Genomic DNA, 14,874 nt, shown 5'->3' with positions numbered 1-14,874 from the left:
GTAGGCCAGCGGCGGTCGCCCTACGCGGTGTCGCCGTCCGGCAGGTACTCCGCGAACCAGCACGTGGTCTCCCCGTAGCGCCGCGGCCCGATCAGCTCGACATCCGCCGGCCAGACCGGCTCGGCCGACCGGGTCGAACGCTCCACGACCAGCACCGCGTCGGCCGCCAGCGAGCCGTGCCGGACCAGAGCGGCCAGCACGTCGGCCAGCGCCTCCTCGCCGAGTGCGTATGGCGGATCGACGAACACGAGGTTGGCCAGTGGCGACAGCGGGGCGCCGACGACCGTCTCGACCGGGCTGGATCGCACCTGCACACCGGTCAGCTCCAGATGGCTGATGTTCTTGCCGATCGTGGCTGCGGCCCTGCGGTCCGACTCCACCAACAACGCCGAGGCGGCGCCGCGTGACACCGCCTCGAGACCGAGCGCGCCGGAGCCGGCGTAGAGGTCGACGACGTGACTCTCGGAGATCGCGTCGAGGTGCTCCAAGCGCCCGAATACGGCTTCGCGTACCCGGTCCGAGGTGGGGCGGGTGCCCGCGCCCGGCGGCGTCACCAGTCGCCGGCCACCGGCCGTCCCGGCGATGATGCGCGTCATCCGCGCTCCAGGAATGCGGCCTGCTCCTCGCTGAGCCGGTCGGCGACCAGCTCGGCGAGCCGAGGGTGCTTGGCCAGCTCCGGATCGGACTCGACGATCGCCGTCGCGTCCTCCCGGGCGAAGTCGATCAGCTCGACGTCGGAGGGATGGCTCAGCCGCAGCAGTCGTAGACCTGACCGGGTGCCGCTCTGCGCGGCGCCCAGCACATCGCCTTCGCGCCGCAGCGAAAGGTCCAGGTCGGCCAGCCGGAAACCGTCGGCGGTCGCGGCGACCGCCTCCAGCCGCTCGACGGTCTCAGGGTTCTCGGTCTCGGTCACCAGCAGGCAGAGGCCGGCGGCGGAGCCTCGCCCGACGCGGCCACGCAACTGGTGCAGCTGCGAGATGCCGAAGCGATCGGCGTCCATGACGACCATCACGGTGGCATTGGGCACGTCGACACCGACCTCGATCACCGTGGTCGAGACCAGCACGTCGATGTCGCCGGCGCCGAAGGCCTGCATGACGGCGTCCTTGTCCTCGGCGGACATCCGGCCGTGCAGCATCTCGATCCGTAGCCCCTGCAGCGACTCCTCGCCGCGCAGCCGCTCGAGTTGCTGATGCACACCGACCAGCTCGCGCTGTGTCTCCGGCTCCTCACCTTCGGCATACGTCTCGAAGTCCGGCGGTGGCTCCCCCTCGAACGCGACCTCGACCGACCCGTCCATCGGGTCGCCGATGCGCGGGCACACGACGTACGCCTGGTGCCCCGCACGTACTTCCTCGCCCACCCGCTGCCAGGTGCGCGTCATCCACGACTCGCGATTGCCCGGCACGACGTGACTCGTGATGGGTTGCCGTCCCCGCGGCAGTTCCCGCAACACGGACGTGTCCATGTCACCGAAGACCGTCATCGCGACCGTGCGCGGGATCGGCGTCGCCGTCATCACCAGGACGTGCGGTGGCCGAACAGCCTTGGCACGCAACGCATCTCGTTGCTCGACGCCGAAACGATGCTGCTCGTCGACGACGACCAGACCCAGATCGGCGAACATCACGTGCTCCTGGATCAGGGCATGTGTGCCGATGACGATGCCGACCGGCCCGGTGGCGACGTCGAGCAGGACCTTCTCGCGCTGCGACTTGGTCATCGACCCGGTGAGCAGCGCGACCCGCGTGGCGTCGTCGGCACCGCCGAGCATCCCCGCCTGGCCGAGCTCACCGAGCATCGCGCTGATCGAGCGTTCGTGCTGCTGCGCGAGCACCTCGGTCGGCGCGAGCAGTGCGGCCTGGCCGCCGGCGTCGATTGCCGCGAGCATCGCCCGCAACGCCACGATCGTCTTTCCCGAACCGACCTCGCCCTGCAGCAACCGATGCATCGGGTGCCCCTGCGCCATGTCGTGCGCGATCTGCTCGCCCACCTCCCGCTGCCCGGCGGTCAGCTCGAACGGCAGCTTCGCGTCGAACGCCTCCAGCAACCCACCGGAGACCGCGCCGCGAGGGGTCGCCTCCTCCTGGCGCGCGAGTGCGCGACGCTGCGCGAGGACGGTCTGCACGACCAGCGCCTCGTCGTACCGCAGCCGCCGCTTGCCACGGCCCCAGTCTGCGTCCTGGACCGGGAAGTGCACGTGGTCGTATGCCGTCCGCAGGTCGAGCAGCTTGCGTTCGTTGCGCACTTCGTCCGGCACCGGGTCATCCAGCTCGACCTGCTCCAGCACCAAGCGCATCGCCTGGGTCAACTGCATGTCGGTGACGCCTTTGACCGCCGGATAGAGCGGGATCAGTCCGCCCCGATAGACGGGGTCCTCCGCGCCACCGGAGAAGAGTGTGTAGTCGGGATGCGCGAGCTGCAGGTCGCGGCCATAGGTCTGCAGCTTGCCCCGGAAAACTCCGTGGGCGCCCTGGACGAGACGTTCCTCGTGCCCCCATGCGCTGAAGAACACCAGGGAGGCTCGCTGGCCGTCGGCGTCCTGGAGCACGGCGGTCAGCATCTTGCCCCTGCGGCCACGCATCGGCCGGGTGCTCGCCGACACGATCGTCGCGACCAGCACAGCATCCTGACCCAGCTGGAAATCGGCCAGCCGGCCGCTCTTGCTGGCGTCGAGGTAGCGCCGCGGCAGGAAGTCGAGCAGATCGCCGACCCTGCGCAGGTCGCGCGCCTTCTCGAGCTTGGTGGCCGCCTTGCCGACGACCGGTTTGAGGGAACTGCTGCGGGTGATCGCCAACTACTCGACCCCGATCGTGAGCAGCGGCTCGCCGACCCCGCCGGCGACATGTGTCACGTCCAACGTCGGGTGCTCCGTGGCGACGGCGAGCAGCAGTGCGTCGATACGGTCGGCGGTCAGGCCGTCTCCGGTCACGAGCGTCATCAGCTCCGCTCCGCGCACGGCCTCGGCGGCACCTCGGATCTGCTGCATGAGGGCATCATCCCCCGGGTCACCGACAACCCGGACGCTGGCGACATCGGCGGCGGCCTCCCGCGCCGCCGCGCACATCTGGTCGAACCCCGCGTCGATGTCCAGCACCGCCGCGGCGGCGAGCGCCTGCGCGGCATCCCGGCCGACAGCCACCACCATGGCGTCCGTGGTCAGCCCCCGTGCCGCGTCAAACGTTTCGGGCGAGGTGCACAGCAACAGCGTTCCGACGCGGCCGAGTTGCGAGCGCAGCACCTCCTCGTCATACCAATCGGTCAGCGCCGTGAGTCCGACGCGCTTGAATTCGTGCGCGACGCCTTGCCCATGGGCGAGTGCCAGCACCACGAATTCCGGTGTCTGCACCGACGGCTGGTCCGCGAAGCGGGTGATCCGGAACCGATGCGCCCGGCCCGCGTCCACACCGGCGTTGACGGCTGCAGCCACATCGTCGACGTGCACGTGCACGGAGAAGCGGTCCGGACCACCGGCGACGACGAGCGAGTCACCCAGATCGTGCAACGTTGCCTTCAGCTCGCCCACCGCGTCATCGCTGGTCTTCTCCAGCAGGAACATCACTTCGTATGACGGGCCGTCGGCCGGCGCGTGATCACCACAGTCGACCGGCAGCTCAGCCACTCCGGATCCGGCGGCGTCCCGGCTGATCCGCAGCCATTCCGGCTCGGTGCCGCCGGTGACCGCGAGGCCTCCCTCGCCATGCACGACCCGTTGCAGAGCCTCGAGGACCAACAGGTAGCCGGCGCCGCCGGCATCGACGACCCCGGCACGGCAGAGCACGGGGTTGTCGATGCGGGTGCGCAACAGCGCCTCGCCGGCGCCGGCGACAGCGGCGTCGATGACACCGACCAGATCGGCGCCGGCCCCGTCGGCTCGCTCAGCGGTGGACGCAGCAGCAGCGGCGACGGTGAGGATAGTGCCGGGCACCGGCACCGAGACGCCGTCCTGGGCCAGTTGTGCCGCACGGGTCAGCACCCGCGCGAGTTGATGTGCGGCGAGCGTCTCGCCGCCGTCGGCCTCGACCACTTCACTCACGCCGCAGGACAGCTGGCTGAGGATGACCCCGGAGTTGCCGCGCGCCGCGGTGAGCGTGGCCTGCGCCATGTCCCGGGTCGCGCTGACGAGGGTCTCCGGTGCTCGCCGGTCGATCTCGTCAACCGCGTCGCTCATGGTCATCAGCAGGTTGCTCCCGGTGTCACCGTCGGGCACCGGGAAGACGTTGAGGCTGTTGAGCGCCTCGGCGTATGCCGCGAGGTCGGCGCGCGCCGTGATGACCCATCGGCGCAGCGCTGCCAGGTCGAGGTGGGCGAGCGGCATGAGACGCTTGGGGACCTTTCCGGGGGCCGGCACGGACACCCCGAGCCTAGCCTGGTCCACTCCCCCGTTTTGGAGACCGGGCACCGCCTCGGCTACGATCGTGCAGTTCCCGTACGCGACATGCCCCTGTGGTGTGCCCACGGAGCAACACGTTCTTCAAACCATTTATCCAAGGAGATTCACCGTGGCTGCCACCTGCGACGTCTGCGGCAAGGGACCCGGCTTCGGTCACAACATCTCGCACTCGCACCGCCGCACCAAGCGTCGTTGGAACCCCAACATCCAGCGCGTCAAGGCGCTCGTGGGCGAGGCCGGTGTGACCCCGAAGCGTCTGAACGTCTGCACTTCCTGCCTGAAGGCGGGCAAGGTCAAGCGTTAGTCGGCGTCCTACGTCACGAGCGGGCTGTCCCTTTCGGGACGGCCCGTTTTCGTATGCCGTCACGCAACCCCACCGAGCGAACACAAGCGCACCGGGGGTGACACATACACGTCCGAGTGGACACGCACGTCCGAGTGGACGCGAAAAAGCACCGGCGGAACACGCCGTTGCGTGTTCCGCCGGTGCTGTTCGTGTCCTGTCGGCGAAGGGTCAGTCGTCCTTCGGCAGGTTGGGGTTGCTCATCTCTGCGGCCGCCTTGTCACGCTCGAGCTCGACCTCGTCGACCACGATCGGCCGCAGGTAGCACCACAGCGCCATACACACGGCGAAGATGAACATCCCCAGGCCGCACCAGAGGTTGAGGTTGATGTCGTCGGCCCGGCGCTTGTCCTCCTCGGTGAAGTTGACCAGGCCCATGATGAACAGCACCACGCCGTAGATGCCCATCAACGCGGCGATGATGTTGCGCACGTCGAACAAGCCGGCGGTGTGCTTACGCGGAGTGGATGTCGTTTCAGCATTCATGGCTCTTCAGCTCCTTTCAGTGAGACCGGTCAGTGGAAGATGACGTTGAGGGCGATGACCAACACCAGCGACACCGACGCCAGCTTGACCGGTGACAGCCACCAGTGGGCGACGGCCGCCTCGGCGTGGTCCTCCTTGGGAGTCAGCGACTTGACCAGGCCGCGCAGCTCCGACTCCGGTTTCGAGACCGTGAACCCGGTGACGATCACGCTCACCAGTATGTCGACCACGAACGCCGCACCCGCACATACGAAGCTCGCGCCCTGACCGGACAAGCCCACCCAGCCCTGGGACAGTCCGCCGAGAGCGTCCTGGGACGCGATGCCGACGATGATCGCGCCGAGGGTTCCGGCGACCAGACCCGTCCAACCGGCGGCCGGAGTCATCTTCTTCCAGAACATGCCGAGGATGAAGGTCGCGAACAACGGTGCGTTGAAGAAGCCGAACAGGGTCTGCAGATACCCCATGACGTTGTTGTACTGACTGGCGAACGCCGAGGTGCCGATCGCGATGACCGTTGCGCCGACGGTCGCGATGCGACCGAAGTCCAGGTAGTACTTGTCGTCCCGGTTCTTCACGACGTACGTCTGCCAGATGTCGTAGGACATGACGGTGTTGAACGCCGAGATGTTGGCCGCCATACCGGCCATGAACGCGGCCAGCATTCCGGCGATCGCGACGCCGAGCAGGCCGTTGGGCAGCAGGTCGCGCATCAGGAAGAGCAACGCGTTGTTGTAGTCGTGCTTGCCCGAGCCGGAGAAGGCGCCGAGGCCGGCCGCCGCCATACCGGGGATGATGATGATGAAGGGGATGAACATCTTGGGGAAGGTGCCGATGATCGGCGCCCGGCGTGCCGAGTTCATGTCCTTGCTGACCATCGCACGCTGGACCTCGACGAAGTTCGTGGTCCAGTAGCCGAAGGACAACACGAAGCCCAGACCGAAGACGATGCCGATCACCGACAACGTCGCGCTGCCGAAACCGGTCAACCCCTGGCCGGGCCAGGACTGCATCGGGTCGTGGGCGAAGTTCTGCGCGCGCAACTTGTCCTGCAGGCCGCCCCAGCCACCGATCTTGTGCATCGCGATCAGCGTCAGCGGCAGCAGCGCGGCCACGATCACGAAGAACTGCAGCACCTCGTTGTAGATCGCTGCGGACAGGCCACCGAGCGTGATGTACGAGAGCACGATGATGGCGGCGATGATCGTGGAGATCCAGATGTTCCAGCCGAAGAGCGTGTTGACGATCGTCGCCAGCAGGTAGAGGTTGATGCCGGCGATCAGCACCTGCGCCACCGCGAAACTGATCGCGTTGACCAGGTGCGCCTCGGGTCCGAAGCGCCGCCGCATGAATTCCGGCACACTGCGCACGCCGGAGCCGTAGTAGAAGGGCATCATCACCACGGCGAGGAAGAGCATCGCCGGGATCGCGCCGATCCAGTAGTAGTGGAACGTCGCCATACCGATCTGCGCACCACTGGCCGACATACCCATGATCTCGGTGGCGCCGAGGTTCGCGGAGATGAACGCCAGGCCGGTGATCCACGCCGGCAGCGAGCGACCGGACAGGAAGAAGTCGACACTGCTGGAAACTTGGCGTCGTGCCACCAGGCCGATGCCGATGACGAAGACGAAGTAGAGCGCGATGAGGATGTAGTCGACCGGTCCGGCATCGAGTCTCAACGCGGACGAATCCATGGGCATGGGGTCACCTGCGACTTTCTGTGTGGCCACCGATTCGACTCGATGGGACGCAGCGATGTTGCGCGACTGCGCAGAGACTACTCCGTACCTGACACAATCCAACGTTCGGTGTTGAGCGTTTCAGTCGGTCTTTGCCGAACCGAAATGATCCCAGCCGACGCGAACGTGCTCCTGACCACCGACGGTGATCCCGGATCCAGCAGTGACCACGCCGATCACCCGCCAGCCCGACGGGAGTGTGCCACTCGGGAAGGTGGCGAGCAGGCTGTGTTCCTCTCCCCCGGTGAGCACACACGTCTCGGCGTCCGCCGCTCCGACAGCGGCGGTCAGTGCCTGTATGTCGCCGGCGAGCGCTGCCGGGTCGATGTCGAGCCGCACCCCGCTCGCGCGGGCAATTCGTCCGCCGTCGCGCAACAAACCGTCGGAGATGTCCAGCATCGCCGTCGCACCGGCGCGCGCGGCTGCCGGACCCTGCTCGTATGCCGTGCTCGGGCGGCGTTGTGCCTGCACGAGATTCGTGTTCGTCTCAACCGTGCCGCGTTGCAGAAGCAACAGACCAGCGGCAGCCCGTCCCAGCGTTCCGTGCACTGCGAGCACGTCACCCGGCCGCGCACCGGACCGCAGCACCGGCTCGACGTGGTCGAGTTCGCCGAAGGCGGTGATGCTGACCATGCGGGTGCCGGCGGGTGCCGAGGACAGGTCGCCGCCGACGACGACCGTTCCCGCATCGCGCGCAGCCGCTGCGACACCCGTCGTGAAGTCCGCGACCCACTGCAAGCGTGTTCCCTCATCGGCCACCAGTGTCACCAGCAGACCGGTGCAGCGCCCGCCCATGGCCGCGATGTCGGCGACGTTCTGGACCACGAGCTTGTGGCCGACGTCCGCGCCGTCGGACCACTCATCGAGCCAGTCGCGGCCCAGCACCATCGTGTCGGTCGTCGCGAGGGAGGCGCCGGACCGCACACGGAGCAGGGCGGTGTCGTCGCCGGGTCCGATCAGGACGTCGTCACTGGCCGCGAAGCGCGGCAGCACGGTGTCGAGGAGTTCCTGCTCGTCCACGTCGGCCAACGTGCGTGTGTCCGGTGCTTGCGTCATACCTGCTCTGTCCGCCCTTCGTCACCGCCCTGACCGCACAGCACGGTAGCGTTCCGTGAGCGCGGCGACTGTGCCCGCACCCCGTGTCCGCACGGGCTTCGCAACACCTTCTCGGGAGACTACGCATGGTTCAGGCCTACATCCTCATCCAGGCGGACCTCGGTCAGGCGACCGCGGTCGCGGCTGCGGTGCGCGAGATCCCCGGTGTGCTGTCCTCCGAGGACGTCACCGGACCGTATGACGTCATCGCTCGTGCCGAGGCCGAGACGCTCGACAAACTGGGCTCGCTGGTGGTCGCGAAGATCCAGGAGGCTCCCGGCATCATGCGCACGCTCACCTGCACCGTCGTTCACCCTTGAGGTCCGCGTTCCCGGTGACCGTCTGTGCACTGGCGCTGATGGCCACGCTCGCAGCGTGCGGCGACGACACTGTGAAGGCGACCCCAGCGGACAGCGCCGCTAATCCGTTGTGTGCCAAGGCATCCCGTCACTGGCCGTCGACCGTGTCCGGGCAGAAGTCACGCAAGGTCAGCACGGACTCGGCCACCGTGCACGCCTGGGGCGACCCGGCGATCATCGCCCGCTGCGGTGTGACGCCGCCCAAGCCCACTGCGAGCGGTTGCGTTTCGGTCGACGGCATCGACTGGGTCGGCAGCAAGCTGTCCGACGGCGACCGCTATGTCACCTACGGCCGCGTGCCCGCGATCGAGGTCCTGGTCCCGACGAAGTACAACGAACTGCCACCGCTCGGCGCGTTCACCGCGGCGGCCGACGAAATCCCGCAGGGTACGCACAAGTGCAGCTGAATCCTCGGGCGCGACTACTCGCGGCACGTCGTCACCGCAGGCCGGTACGCCGCTCCAGAGCGAGCTCGATCAGCTCAGTGATCAGCGACGGATAGTCCAATCCGGACTCCGCCCAGACCCGCGGGAACATCGACGACGGTGTGAAACCGGGCATGGTGTTGATCTCGTTGAGCGTCAGTCCGCGGCCTGGCTCGTAGAACCAGTCGACCCGCGAAAGCCCCTCACATCCGGCGGCATCGAACGCCTTGATCGATAGCCGGCGGATCTCGTCAGCCACTTCACCGGGTAGGTCCGCCGGGCAGCTGAGCTGCGCGTCGGTGTCGAGATACTTCGCCTCGAAGTCATAGAACGTATGGCGATCGCCCGTCACGGTGATCTCGCCGACCTGGCTCGCACGCGCCGGGTCCGCCCCGTGTCCTTCCAGCACCCCGCACTCGACCTCGCGGCCGGCGATCGCGGCCTCCACGAGCACCTTGGGGTCCGACTCGCGGGCGCTCTCGATCGCTGCTTCCAACCCGGCGGCGTCGTCCACCTTGACCACACCGACGCTGGATCCGGCACGCGCCGGTTTCACGAAGACCGGCAGACCGAGGCTGTGCACACTGTCAAGGCACGCGGCCCTGTCCCGCCGCCACTCCTTGTCGGTGATGACCGCGTGCGGGCCGACCGGCAGTCCTGCCGCGGCGAACACGACCTTCATCAGTGCCTTGTCCATCATCACCGCCGACGCGGAGACACCGGAACCGACGTAGCGCGTGTCGGACAGTTCGAGCAGTCCCTGCAGCGTGCCGTCCTCGCCGAACGGTCCGTGCAGCAGCGGCAGCACCACGTCGACCGTGGTCAACCGTCGGGGCGGCTCGTTCGGTGCGAAGACCATCAGCTCGCGCGCACCGGGGTCGGCCGACAGCAGCGCGGTCGTCTCACCCTGCACGCTCGGCGTGTGGGCGGCGGTGAGCTGCAACGGCTCCGGATCGTCGGCTACGAGGACCCACCGGCCGTCCTGCGCGATGCCGATCGGCACCACGTCGAATCGGTCGCGGTCGATCGCGCGCAGCACGCTCGCGGCCGTCGAGCACGACACAGCATGCTCGCTGGACCGGCCGCCGAAAACGATTGCGACGACGGGCTTTCGGTTGGTTTCGTCGGCGCCTGCGGCCGGGCTGTGCTCACTCATCGCCTTGAGCCTAACGCGAAGGACGCGGACGGCTGCGACGCGCGACGCCCCGGCGTGCCAAGGTGTGCCCATGTCTGAAGATGTCAGCTACTCCCCTGCCACCCGACTGGTCGGACTCGGACGTCCGGCCCGCACACCCGGGGCACCGGCAGGCCCTGGCATCGAGCTCAGCTCCACGTACGTCGCGGGCGACGGCCCGGCATACGGCCGCTTCACCAACCGCACGTGGGAGGCGCTCGAGGAGGTCCTCGGCGACCTCGAGGGCGGGTCGGCACTCGCCTTCGGCAGCGGTATGGCGGCCATCAGCGCGTGCCTCGAGCTGACTCCGCAGGGCGGCACGGTGGTGCTCCCTCAACACGTCTACAACGGCTGCAGTTCTCTGGTCGACGAGTTGGACCGGACGGATCGGCTGACCGCACGCCGCGTCGACCCGACCGACACCGCGGCCGTCGTCGCAGCGCTCGCCGACGCCGACCTGGTCTGGCTGGAGTCTCCGACGAACCCGATGCTCGAGGTCGCCGACCTGCCGGCGATCCTCGCCGCGGCCCGCGGGCGCGGCGTCCTCTCGGTGGTCGACAACACCTTCAACACACCATTGTTGGCCCGGCCACTGGAGCTGGGTGCCGACGTCGTGGTGCACTCGGTGACCAAGTTCCTGGCCGGTCACTCCGACGTGGTCCTCGGCGCGCTCGTGACACAGGACAGTGCGCTGCACGCGCGTCTGCACAGCCACCGGACGTTGCACGGCGCCATACCCGGACCTCACGAGGCGTGGCTGGCGTTGCGTGGCCTGCGGACGCTGCACCTGCGGCTGGAACGCGCGTGCGCGAACGCCGCGCAGCTCGCCGAGCGGCTGGCCGGCCACGACGCTGTTGCGCAGGTGCGCTACCCGGGGTTCGGCGCCATCATCTGCATCGAACCGGTCGGTGGACGCGCCACGGCGGAGCAGGTCGAACGCACGGTGCGGTTGTGGCTGCCCGCCACGAGCCTCGGTGGCGTCGAGTCGATGCTCGAGCGTCGGCGCAGGCATGCGGCCGAACCGGAGAGCGTCCCGGACGAGCTGCTGCGACTGTCGGTCGGGATCGAGGACGTCGAGGACCTGTGGCAGGACCTGGACACCGCCCTGAGAACTAGTTGACCTCGTGCTTGCGGGCGCGTGACATCAGGGCGCCGACGACGTCCTTCGGATCGCGGCCCTCGTGCACGACTGCCGCGACGTTCTCCACGATCGGCACGTCGACGTCGACACTCTGAGCCAGCTGCAGGATCGACTCGCACGACTTGACGCCCTCGGCGGTCTGCTTGGTGCTGTCAATGACCTCCTGCAGCGACATGCCCTGCCCGAGGCGGAAGCCGAACGTGCGGTTGCGGGACAGCGGCGATGCGCAGGTCGCGACCAGGTCGCCGACGCCGGCGAGCCCGAGGAACGTCTGCGGGTCGGCGCCCAATGCCGTTCCGAGCCGGGCGGTCTCGGCCAACCCGCGGGTCAGCAGACTCGCCATCGTGTTGTCGCCCATGCCCATACCGGACGCCATACCGACTGCGAGCGCGATGACGTTCTTGGTCGCGCCGGCGATCTCGGTGCCGACGACGTCGGTGCCCAGGTAGGGCCGGAAGTATGCCGTCGCGCTCGCCTCCGCGACCTTGGCGCGCACGCGCGGACTGGCTGCTGCCACGACGGCGGCAGCCGGCTGCCGGGCCGCGATCTCGGGGGCGAGGTTGGGGCCGGACACCACGACGATGCGGTCGGCGTCGACGCCACCGGCCTCCGCGATCACCTGGCTCATGCGTTCGCCGGTGCCGAGCTCGATCCCCTTCATCAGGGAGACGACCGGCGCGTCCGACGGCAGCAGGTCACGCCAGTCGGCGAGGTTGTCGCGCAGTGTCTGGGACGGCACCGCCACCACGACGATCTCCGCGTCGTCCAACGCCTCGGCATACGAGCTGGTCGCCGCGATCGTGTCCGGCAGAACCCGATCGGGCAGATAGCCGGAGTTGACGTGATCGGTGTTGATCTCGTCAACCACCTTCTGACGCCGCGCCCACAGACGCACGGTGCATCCTGCGTCCGCCATGATCGCGGCGTATGCCGTGCCCCAGTTGCCGCCGCCGAGCACTGCCACTCGAGTCATCGGTCGCCCTTCGTGTCCGACGGACCGGTATTGCCCGACCGCCTGTCACCGCCGCGCGCAGCCGGTTGCGTGCGCGGGTCGAATCGTTGCTCCGGTGCCTGCTCGTCGCGGATACCTTCGAGCAGCCGGGTGATCTCATCCATCAACCGCACGGTCGCGACCCGTAGTCGCTGTCCGTCGATCGGCCCGTCGCGCAGATCGTCGAGGTTGATCGGTGGACCGGCGGAGACGTGGATCAGCTTGCGCGGCAACAGCTTCGGCAGCTTGTCCCGGTAGGGCCACATCATTTCCCGGGTCCCCCAGATTGCCATCGGGACCAGGGGCACACCGCTCTCCAGGGCCAGCCGCGCAGCGCCGGACTTGCCCACCATCGGCCAGAAGTCCGGCTCGCGGGTGATCGTGCCCTCCGGGTAGACGCACACGCACGCGCCACGCTCCAGCGCAGTGGTGGCCGCCGACAACGCCGTGGTCGCACGCGAGGTGCCGCGGTAGACGGGTATTTGACCGGTCCCGTGCAGTATCTGACGCACGCCCGGGGGCTTGAACAGCGACGACTTGGCCAGATAGTGCGGCGCCCGACCGTTAGCGACCAAGAAGTGCGCCAGCGGGAAATGGTCCATGTTGGAGATGTGGTTGGCCGCCGCGACGAACCCGCCGTCACGCGGGATGTTCTCCATCCCGGTCCAGTCACGCAGCGTGATCCGCTGCAACACCGGGTAGAGCGTCGTGATCACCTTGGAGTACATCGGCTCGATGTTCTCGGTCATCGGGGGACGCGACACGAGTGCTGGCTCCTTTGCTTTCAGTCCGCTCACGCGAGCAACGCGGTGCTGCGCGCACCTCCTGCGCGACACTACCTGTGATCCTAAGTGCCCGGTCCCATCGTGTGGCCGCGTCGGAAGTGAACCGCCGCGACACGCATCCCGGGCCGTCTGAGAACATCGTGCACGTGAAGTCCGCAGTCACCTCGACCTGGCAGGTCATCGTTCCGGTGAAACACAGCGCTCGAGGCAAGTCTCGGCTGCGTCCACCGGACGGCGTGCACCGCCGGGACCTCGCCCTCGCGTTCGCGCTCGACACGCTGGACACCGTCCTCGAGGTGGTCCCCGCCGGGCAGGTCTTCGTGGTGACGGCCGACCCGGAGATCCGGTTGCAGCTACGCGGATCGGGTGCCGCCCTGGTGGACGATCCTGGCCGCGGTCTCAATGCCGCTGTCGCAGCAGGGATTGCGGCGGTCACCGCGGGGGCTCCGCACAGCCCGACCGCCGTCCTGCTCGGCGACCTGCCCGCACTCACAGCGGCCGAACTCACCGACGGCCTGGCGGCATGCGCGGCGACCGAAGCGGCCGTCGTTCCGGACCACGAGGGCACCGGCACCGTCCTCGTCACCCATCACGACGCCGGCAGGCTGGTGCCTCGGTTCGGGACTGGCTCAGCCGCCCGCCACGCACGGTCGGCCACGACGCTGCACCTCGACCTGCCACGGCTGCGCACCGACGTCGACAACGACGAATCGCTCGGACTCGCCCGCGAACTCGGCGTGGGGCCGTGGACCCGCCGGCTGCTGGAGCAGCCTTAGGCTGGAGCAATGCAAGCCACGATCCACACTTTCGACGAAGACGCCGGCGCCGGCACGGTCCTGACCGACAACGGCCGGGTCCTCGAGGTCGACCACGCGACGTTCGCGAAGTCCAGCTTGCGCCACCTGCGGGTGGGACAACGCGTCAGCATCGAGGTCGACGGCGACGGCGTGAGCCGCCTGTGGATCGAGGGCATCGGGCCGGGGCAGCGCATTCGCTGAACGAGCCCGTCCCACAACGCGATCGGCGGCCCTTCCCGTGATGCACGGGAAGGGCCGCCGATCTGTGCGAAGTCGTGCCGCGGTCGCCTCAGCGACGCGCTGCGCGCTTGGCAGTGCTCTTCTTGGCGGTGGTCTTCTTGGCCGCCGCCTTGGCCGGAGTGGCCTTCTTGGCGGTGGTCTTCTTCGCCGCCGCCTTGGCCGGATTGGCCTTCTTGGCGGTGGTCTTCTTCGCCGCTGCCTTGGCCGGAGTGGCCTTCTTGGCGGTGGTCTTCTTCGCCGCCGCCTTGGCCGGAGTGGCCTTCTTGGCGGTGGTCTTCTTGGCCGTAGTCGCCTTCTTCGCGGTGGACTTCTTGGCCGCGGTCTTGGCCGGTGCGGCGTCAGCGCTCGATGCACGACCACCGGCGTTGCCGGTCTTGGGCAGCGAGCGCGGGTTGGCCACGACCGTCTTGAAAGCGGTGCCGGGCTTGAACTTCGGCACGGCGGTCTTCTTGATGCGCACCGTTGTGCCGGTGCGCGGGTTACGGCCAGTCCGGGCCGCGCGCGAGATCTTCTCGAAGGTGCCGAAGCCGGTGATGCCGACCTTGTTGCCCTTGGCGACCTCGCGGATGATGGCATCCACCACAGCCTCCAGAGCGTCACTGGCTGCCTTCTTACTGCCGAGACGGGTTTCCAGGCTCTGGATGAGCTCTGCCTTGTTCATGGGTCGTATCCCCTTCGATGGTGCCGGCGTTCGACCGGGCGTCCTGTTGCAGTTCCTCAAGCTGACGCTCGATTGAGACAGACGGTATGCCCACCGCGTCAAGTCGGCAACCTGCAACGCCGCTCTATTTGCCTAGGGCACAACAGCTTTGGGCACTCCAGGACCGCTGCGGATGGTGCCTTCGAGAGGTGTGCGACGACGGTGCGGCGCCCTCGCTATACACCATCGACCCGTGTCAACTT

The 14,874-nt window shown here is 68.2% G+C and carries 16 protein-coding genes; 6 read left to right on the top strand and 10 right to left on the bottom strand.

From position 1 onward, the window contains the following. Window positions 1-20: 20 nt before the first annotated feature. Genes rsmD through IEX71_RS16620 form a run of 3 tightly spaced genes read right to left on the bottom strand, consistent with a single transcriptional unit; the run spans window position 21 to window position 4,351 of the window. Window positions 21-596, bottom strand: coding sequence for a 16S rRNA (guanine(966)-N(2))-methyltransferase RsmD (rsmD, locus tag IEX71_RS16630; protein WP_188838160.1), 576 nt, complete (start codon window positions 594-596; stop codon window positions 21-23). After that, window positions 593-2,797 (bottom strand): ATP-dependent DNA helicase RecG, encoded by a 2,205-nt coding sequence (locus IEX71_RS16625; RefSeq protein WP_229749809.1) that lies wholly within the window; start codon window positions 2,795-2,797, stop codon window positions 593-595. Before IEX71_RS16625 ends, rsmD begins: the two co-directional genes overlap by 4 nt. Beyond that, window positions 2,798-4,351, bottom strand: a complete 1,554-nt coding sequence (locus IEX71_RS16620) for a DAK2 domain-containing protein (protein ID WP_188838159.1) — start codon at window positions 4,349-4,351, stop codon at window positions 2,798-2,800. A 151-nt stretch (window positions 4,352-4,502) separates the two neighbouring features. On the opposite strand from IEX71_RS16620, the gene rpmB reads away from it, so the two are divergent. Further along, window positions 4,503-4,697 carry a 50S ribosomal protein L28 gene (gene rpmB / locus IEX71_RS16615; RefSeq protein ID WP_166118878.1) on the top strand — a complete coding sequence of 65 codons (195 nt, stop codon included), beginning with the start codon at window positions 4,503-4,505 and terminating at the stop codon, window positions 4,695-4,697. 210 nt (window positions 4,698-4,907) lie between these two features. Here rpmB and IEX71_RS16610 read toward each other — a convergent pair whose 3' ends face one another. The 3 genes from IEX71_RS16610 to thiL form a co-directional block, all read right to left on the bottom strand. Further along, entirely contained in the window at window positions 4,908-5,222 is a 315-nt protein-coding gene (locus IEX71_RS16610) for a hypothetical protein (RefSeq protein ID WP_188838158.1), read from the bottom strand. A gap of 29 nt (window positions 5,223-5,251) precedes the next feature. Next, a complete protein-coding gene (locus IEX71_RS16605) occupies window positions 5,252-6,919 on the bottom strand; it encodes a sodium:solute symporter family protein (protein ID WP_188838496.1) in 1,668 nt (555 codons plus the stop codon). A gap of 126 nt (window positions 6,920-7,045) precedes the next feature. Further along, on the bottom strand, window positions 7,046-8,020 hold the full coding sequence (gene thiL, locus IEX71_RS16600; protein ID WP_188838157.1) for a thiamine-phosphate kinase: 975 nt from the start codon (window positions 8,018-8,020) through the stop codon (window positions 7,046-7,048). 125 nt (window positions 8,021-8,145) lie between these two features. Between thiL and IEX71_RS16595 the strand changes: the two genes are divergently transcribed. Further along, a complete protein-coding gene (locus tag IEX71_RS16595; protein ID WP_188838156.1) occupies window positions 8,146-8,379 on the top strand; it encodes an Lrp/AsnC family transcriptional regulator in 234 nt (77 codons plus the stop codon). Window positions 8,380-8,393: 14 nt separating this feature from the next. Then, window positions 8,394-8,825: a DUF3515 family protein gene (locus IEX71_RS16590; protein WP_229749808.1), complete on the top strand. Its 432-nt coding sequence runs from the start codon at window positions 8,394-8,396 to the stop codon at window positions 8,823-8,825. 31 nt (window positions 8,826-8,856) lie between these two features. On the opposite strand, the gene IEX71_RS16585 is transcribed toward IEX71_RS16590, so the two are convergent. After that, window positions 8,857-9,999 (bottom strand): D-alanine--D-alanine ligase family protein, encoded by a 1,143-nt coding sequence (locus tag IEX71_RS16585; RefSeq protein ID WP_188838155.1) that lies wholly within the window; start codon window positions 9,997-9,999, stop codon window positions 8,857-8,859. 70 nt (window positions 10,000-10,069) lie between these two features. On the opposite strand from IEX71_RS16585, the gene IEX71_RS16580 reads away from it, so the two are divergent. Continuing rightward, the gene (locus IEX71_RS16580) at window positions 10,070-11,137 is read left to right on the top strand and encodes a trans-sulfuration enzyme family protein (protein ID WP_188838154.1); all 1,068 of its coding nucleotides are present in this window, start codon (window positions 10,070-10,072) and stop codon (window positions 11,135-11,137) included. On the opposite strand, the gene IEX71_RS16575 is transcribed toward IEX71_RS16580, so the two are convergent. After that, window positions 11,130-12,131, bottom strand: a complete 1,002-nt coding sequence (locus tag IEX71_RS16575; RefSeq protein WP_188838153.1) for an NAD(P)H-dependent glycerol-3-phosphate dehydrogenase — start codon at window positions 12,129-12,131, stop codon at window positions 11,130-11,132. The genes IEX71_RS16580 and IEX71_RS16575 overlap by 8 nt on opposite strands. Further along, window positions 12,128-12,913 (bottom strand): lysophospholipid acyltransferase family protein, encoded by a 786-nt coding sequence (locus IEX71_RS16570; RefSeq protein WP_229749807.1) that lies wholly within the window; start codon window positions 12,911-12,913, stop codon window positions 12,128-12,130. Before IEX71_RS16570 ends, IEX71_RS16575 begins: the two co-directional genes overlap by 4 nt. Window positions 12,914-13,080: 167 nt before the next feature. Between IEX71_RS16570 and cofC the strand changes: the two genes are divergently transcribed. Then, complete coding sequence (cofC, locus tag IEX71_RS16565; protein WP_188838152.1) at window positions 13,081-13,710, top strand: 2-phospho-L-lactate guanylyltransferase; 630 nt, start codon at window positions 13,081-13,083, stop codon at window positions 13,708-13,710. 9 nt (window positions 13,711-13,719) lie between these two features. Next, the gene (locus tag IEX71_RS16560) at window positions 13,720-13,932 is read left to right on the top strand and encodes a hypothetical protein (RefSeq protein ID WP_188838151.1); all 213 of its coding nucleotides are present in this window, start codon (window positions 13,720-13,722) and stop codon (window positions 13,930-13,932) included. A gap of 88 nt (window positions 13,933-14,020) precedes the next feature. Here the strand turns inward: IEX71_RS16560 and IEX71_RS16555 are convergent, their stop codons facing one another. Next, window positions 14,021-14,632, bottom strand: a complete 612-nt coding sequence (locus tag IEX71_RS16555; RefSeq protein ID WP_188838150.1) for an HU family DNA-binding protein — start codon at window positions 14,630-14,632, stop codon at window positions 14,021-14,023. Window positions 14,633-14,874 lie beyond the last annotated feature (242 nt).

It is taken from the genome of Flexivirga endophytica (assembly GCF_014640635.1).
Taxonomy (GTDB): Bacteria; Actinomycetota; Actinomycetes; order Actinomycetales; family Dermatophilaceae; genus Flexivirga; species Flexivirga endophytica.
The sequence above is the reverse complement of the archived record's forward strand: the minus strand, read 5'-3'. Positions and strand labels throughout refer to the sequence as shown.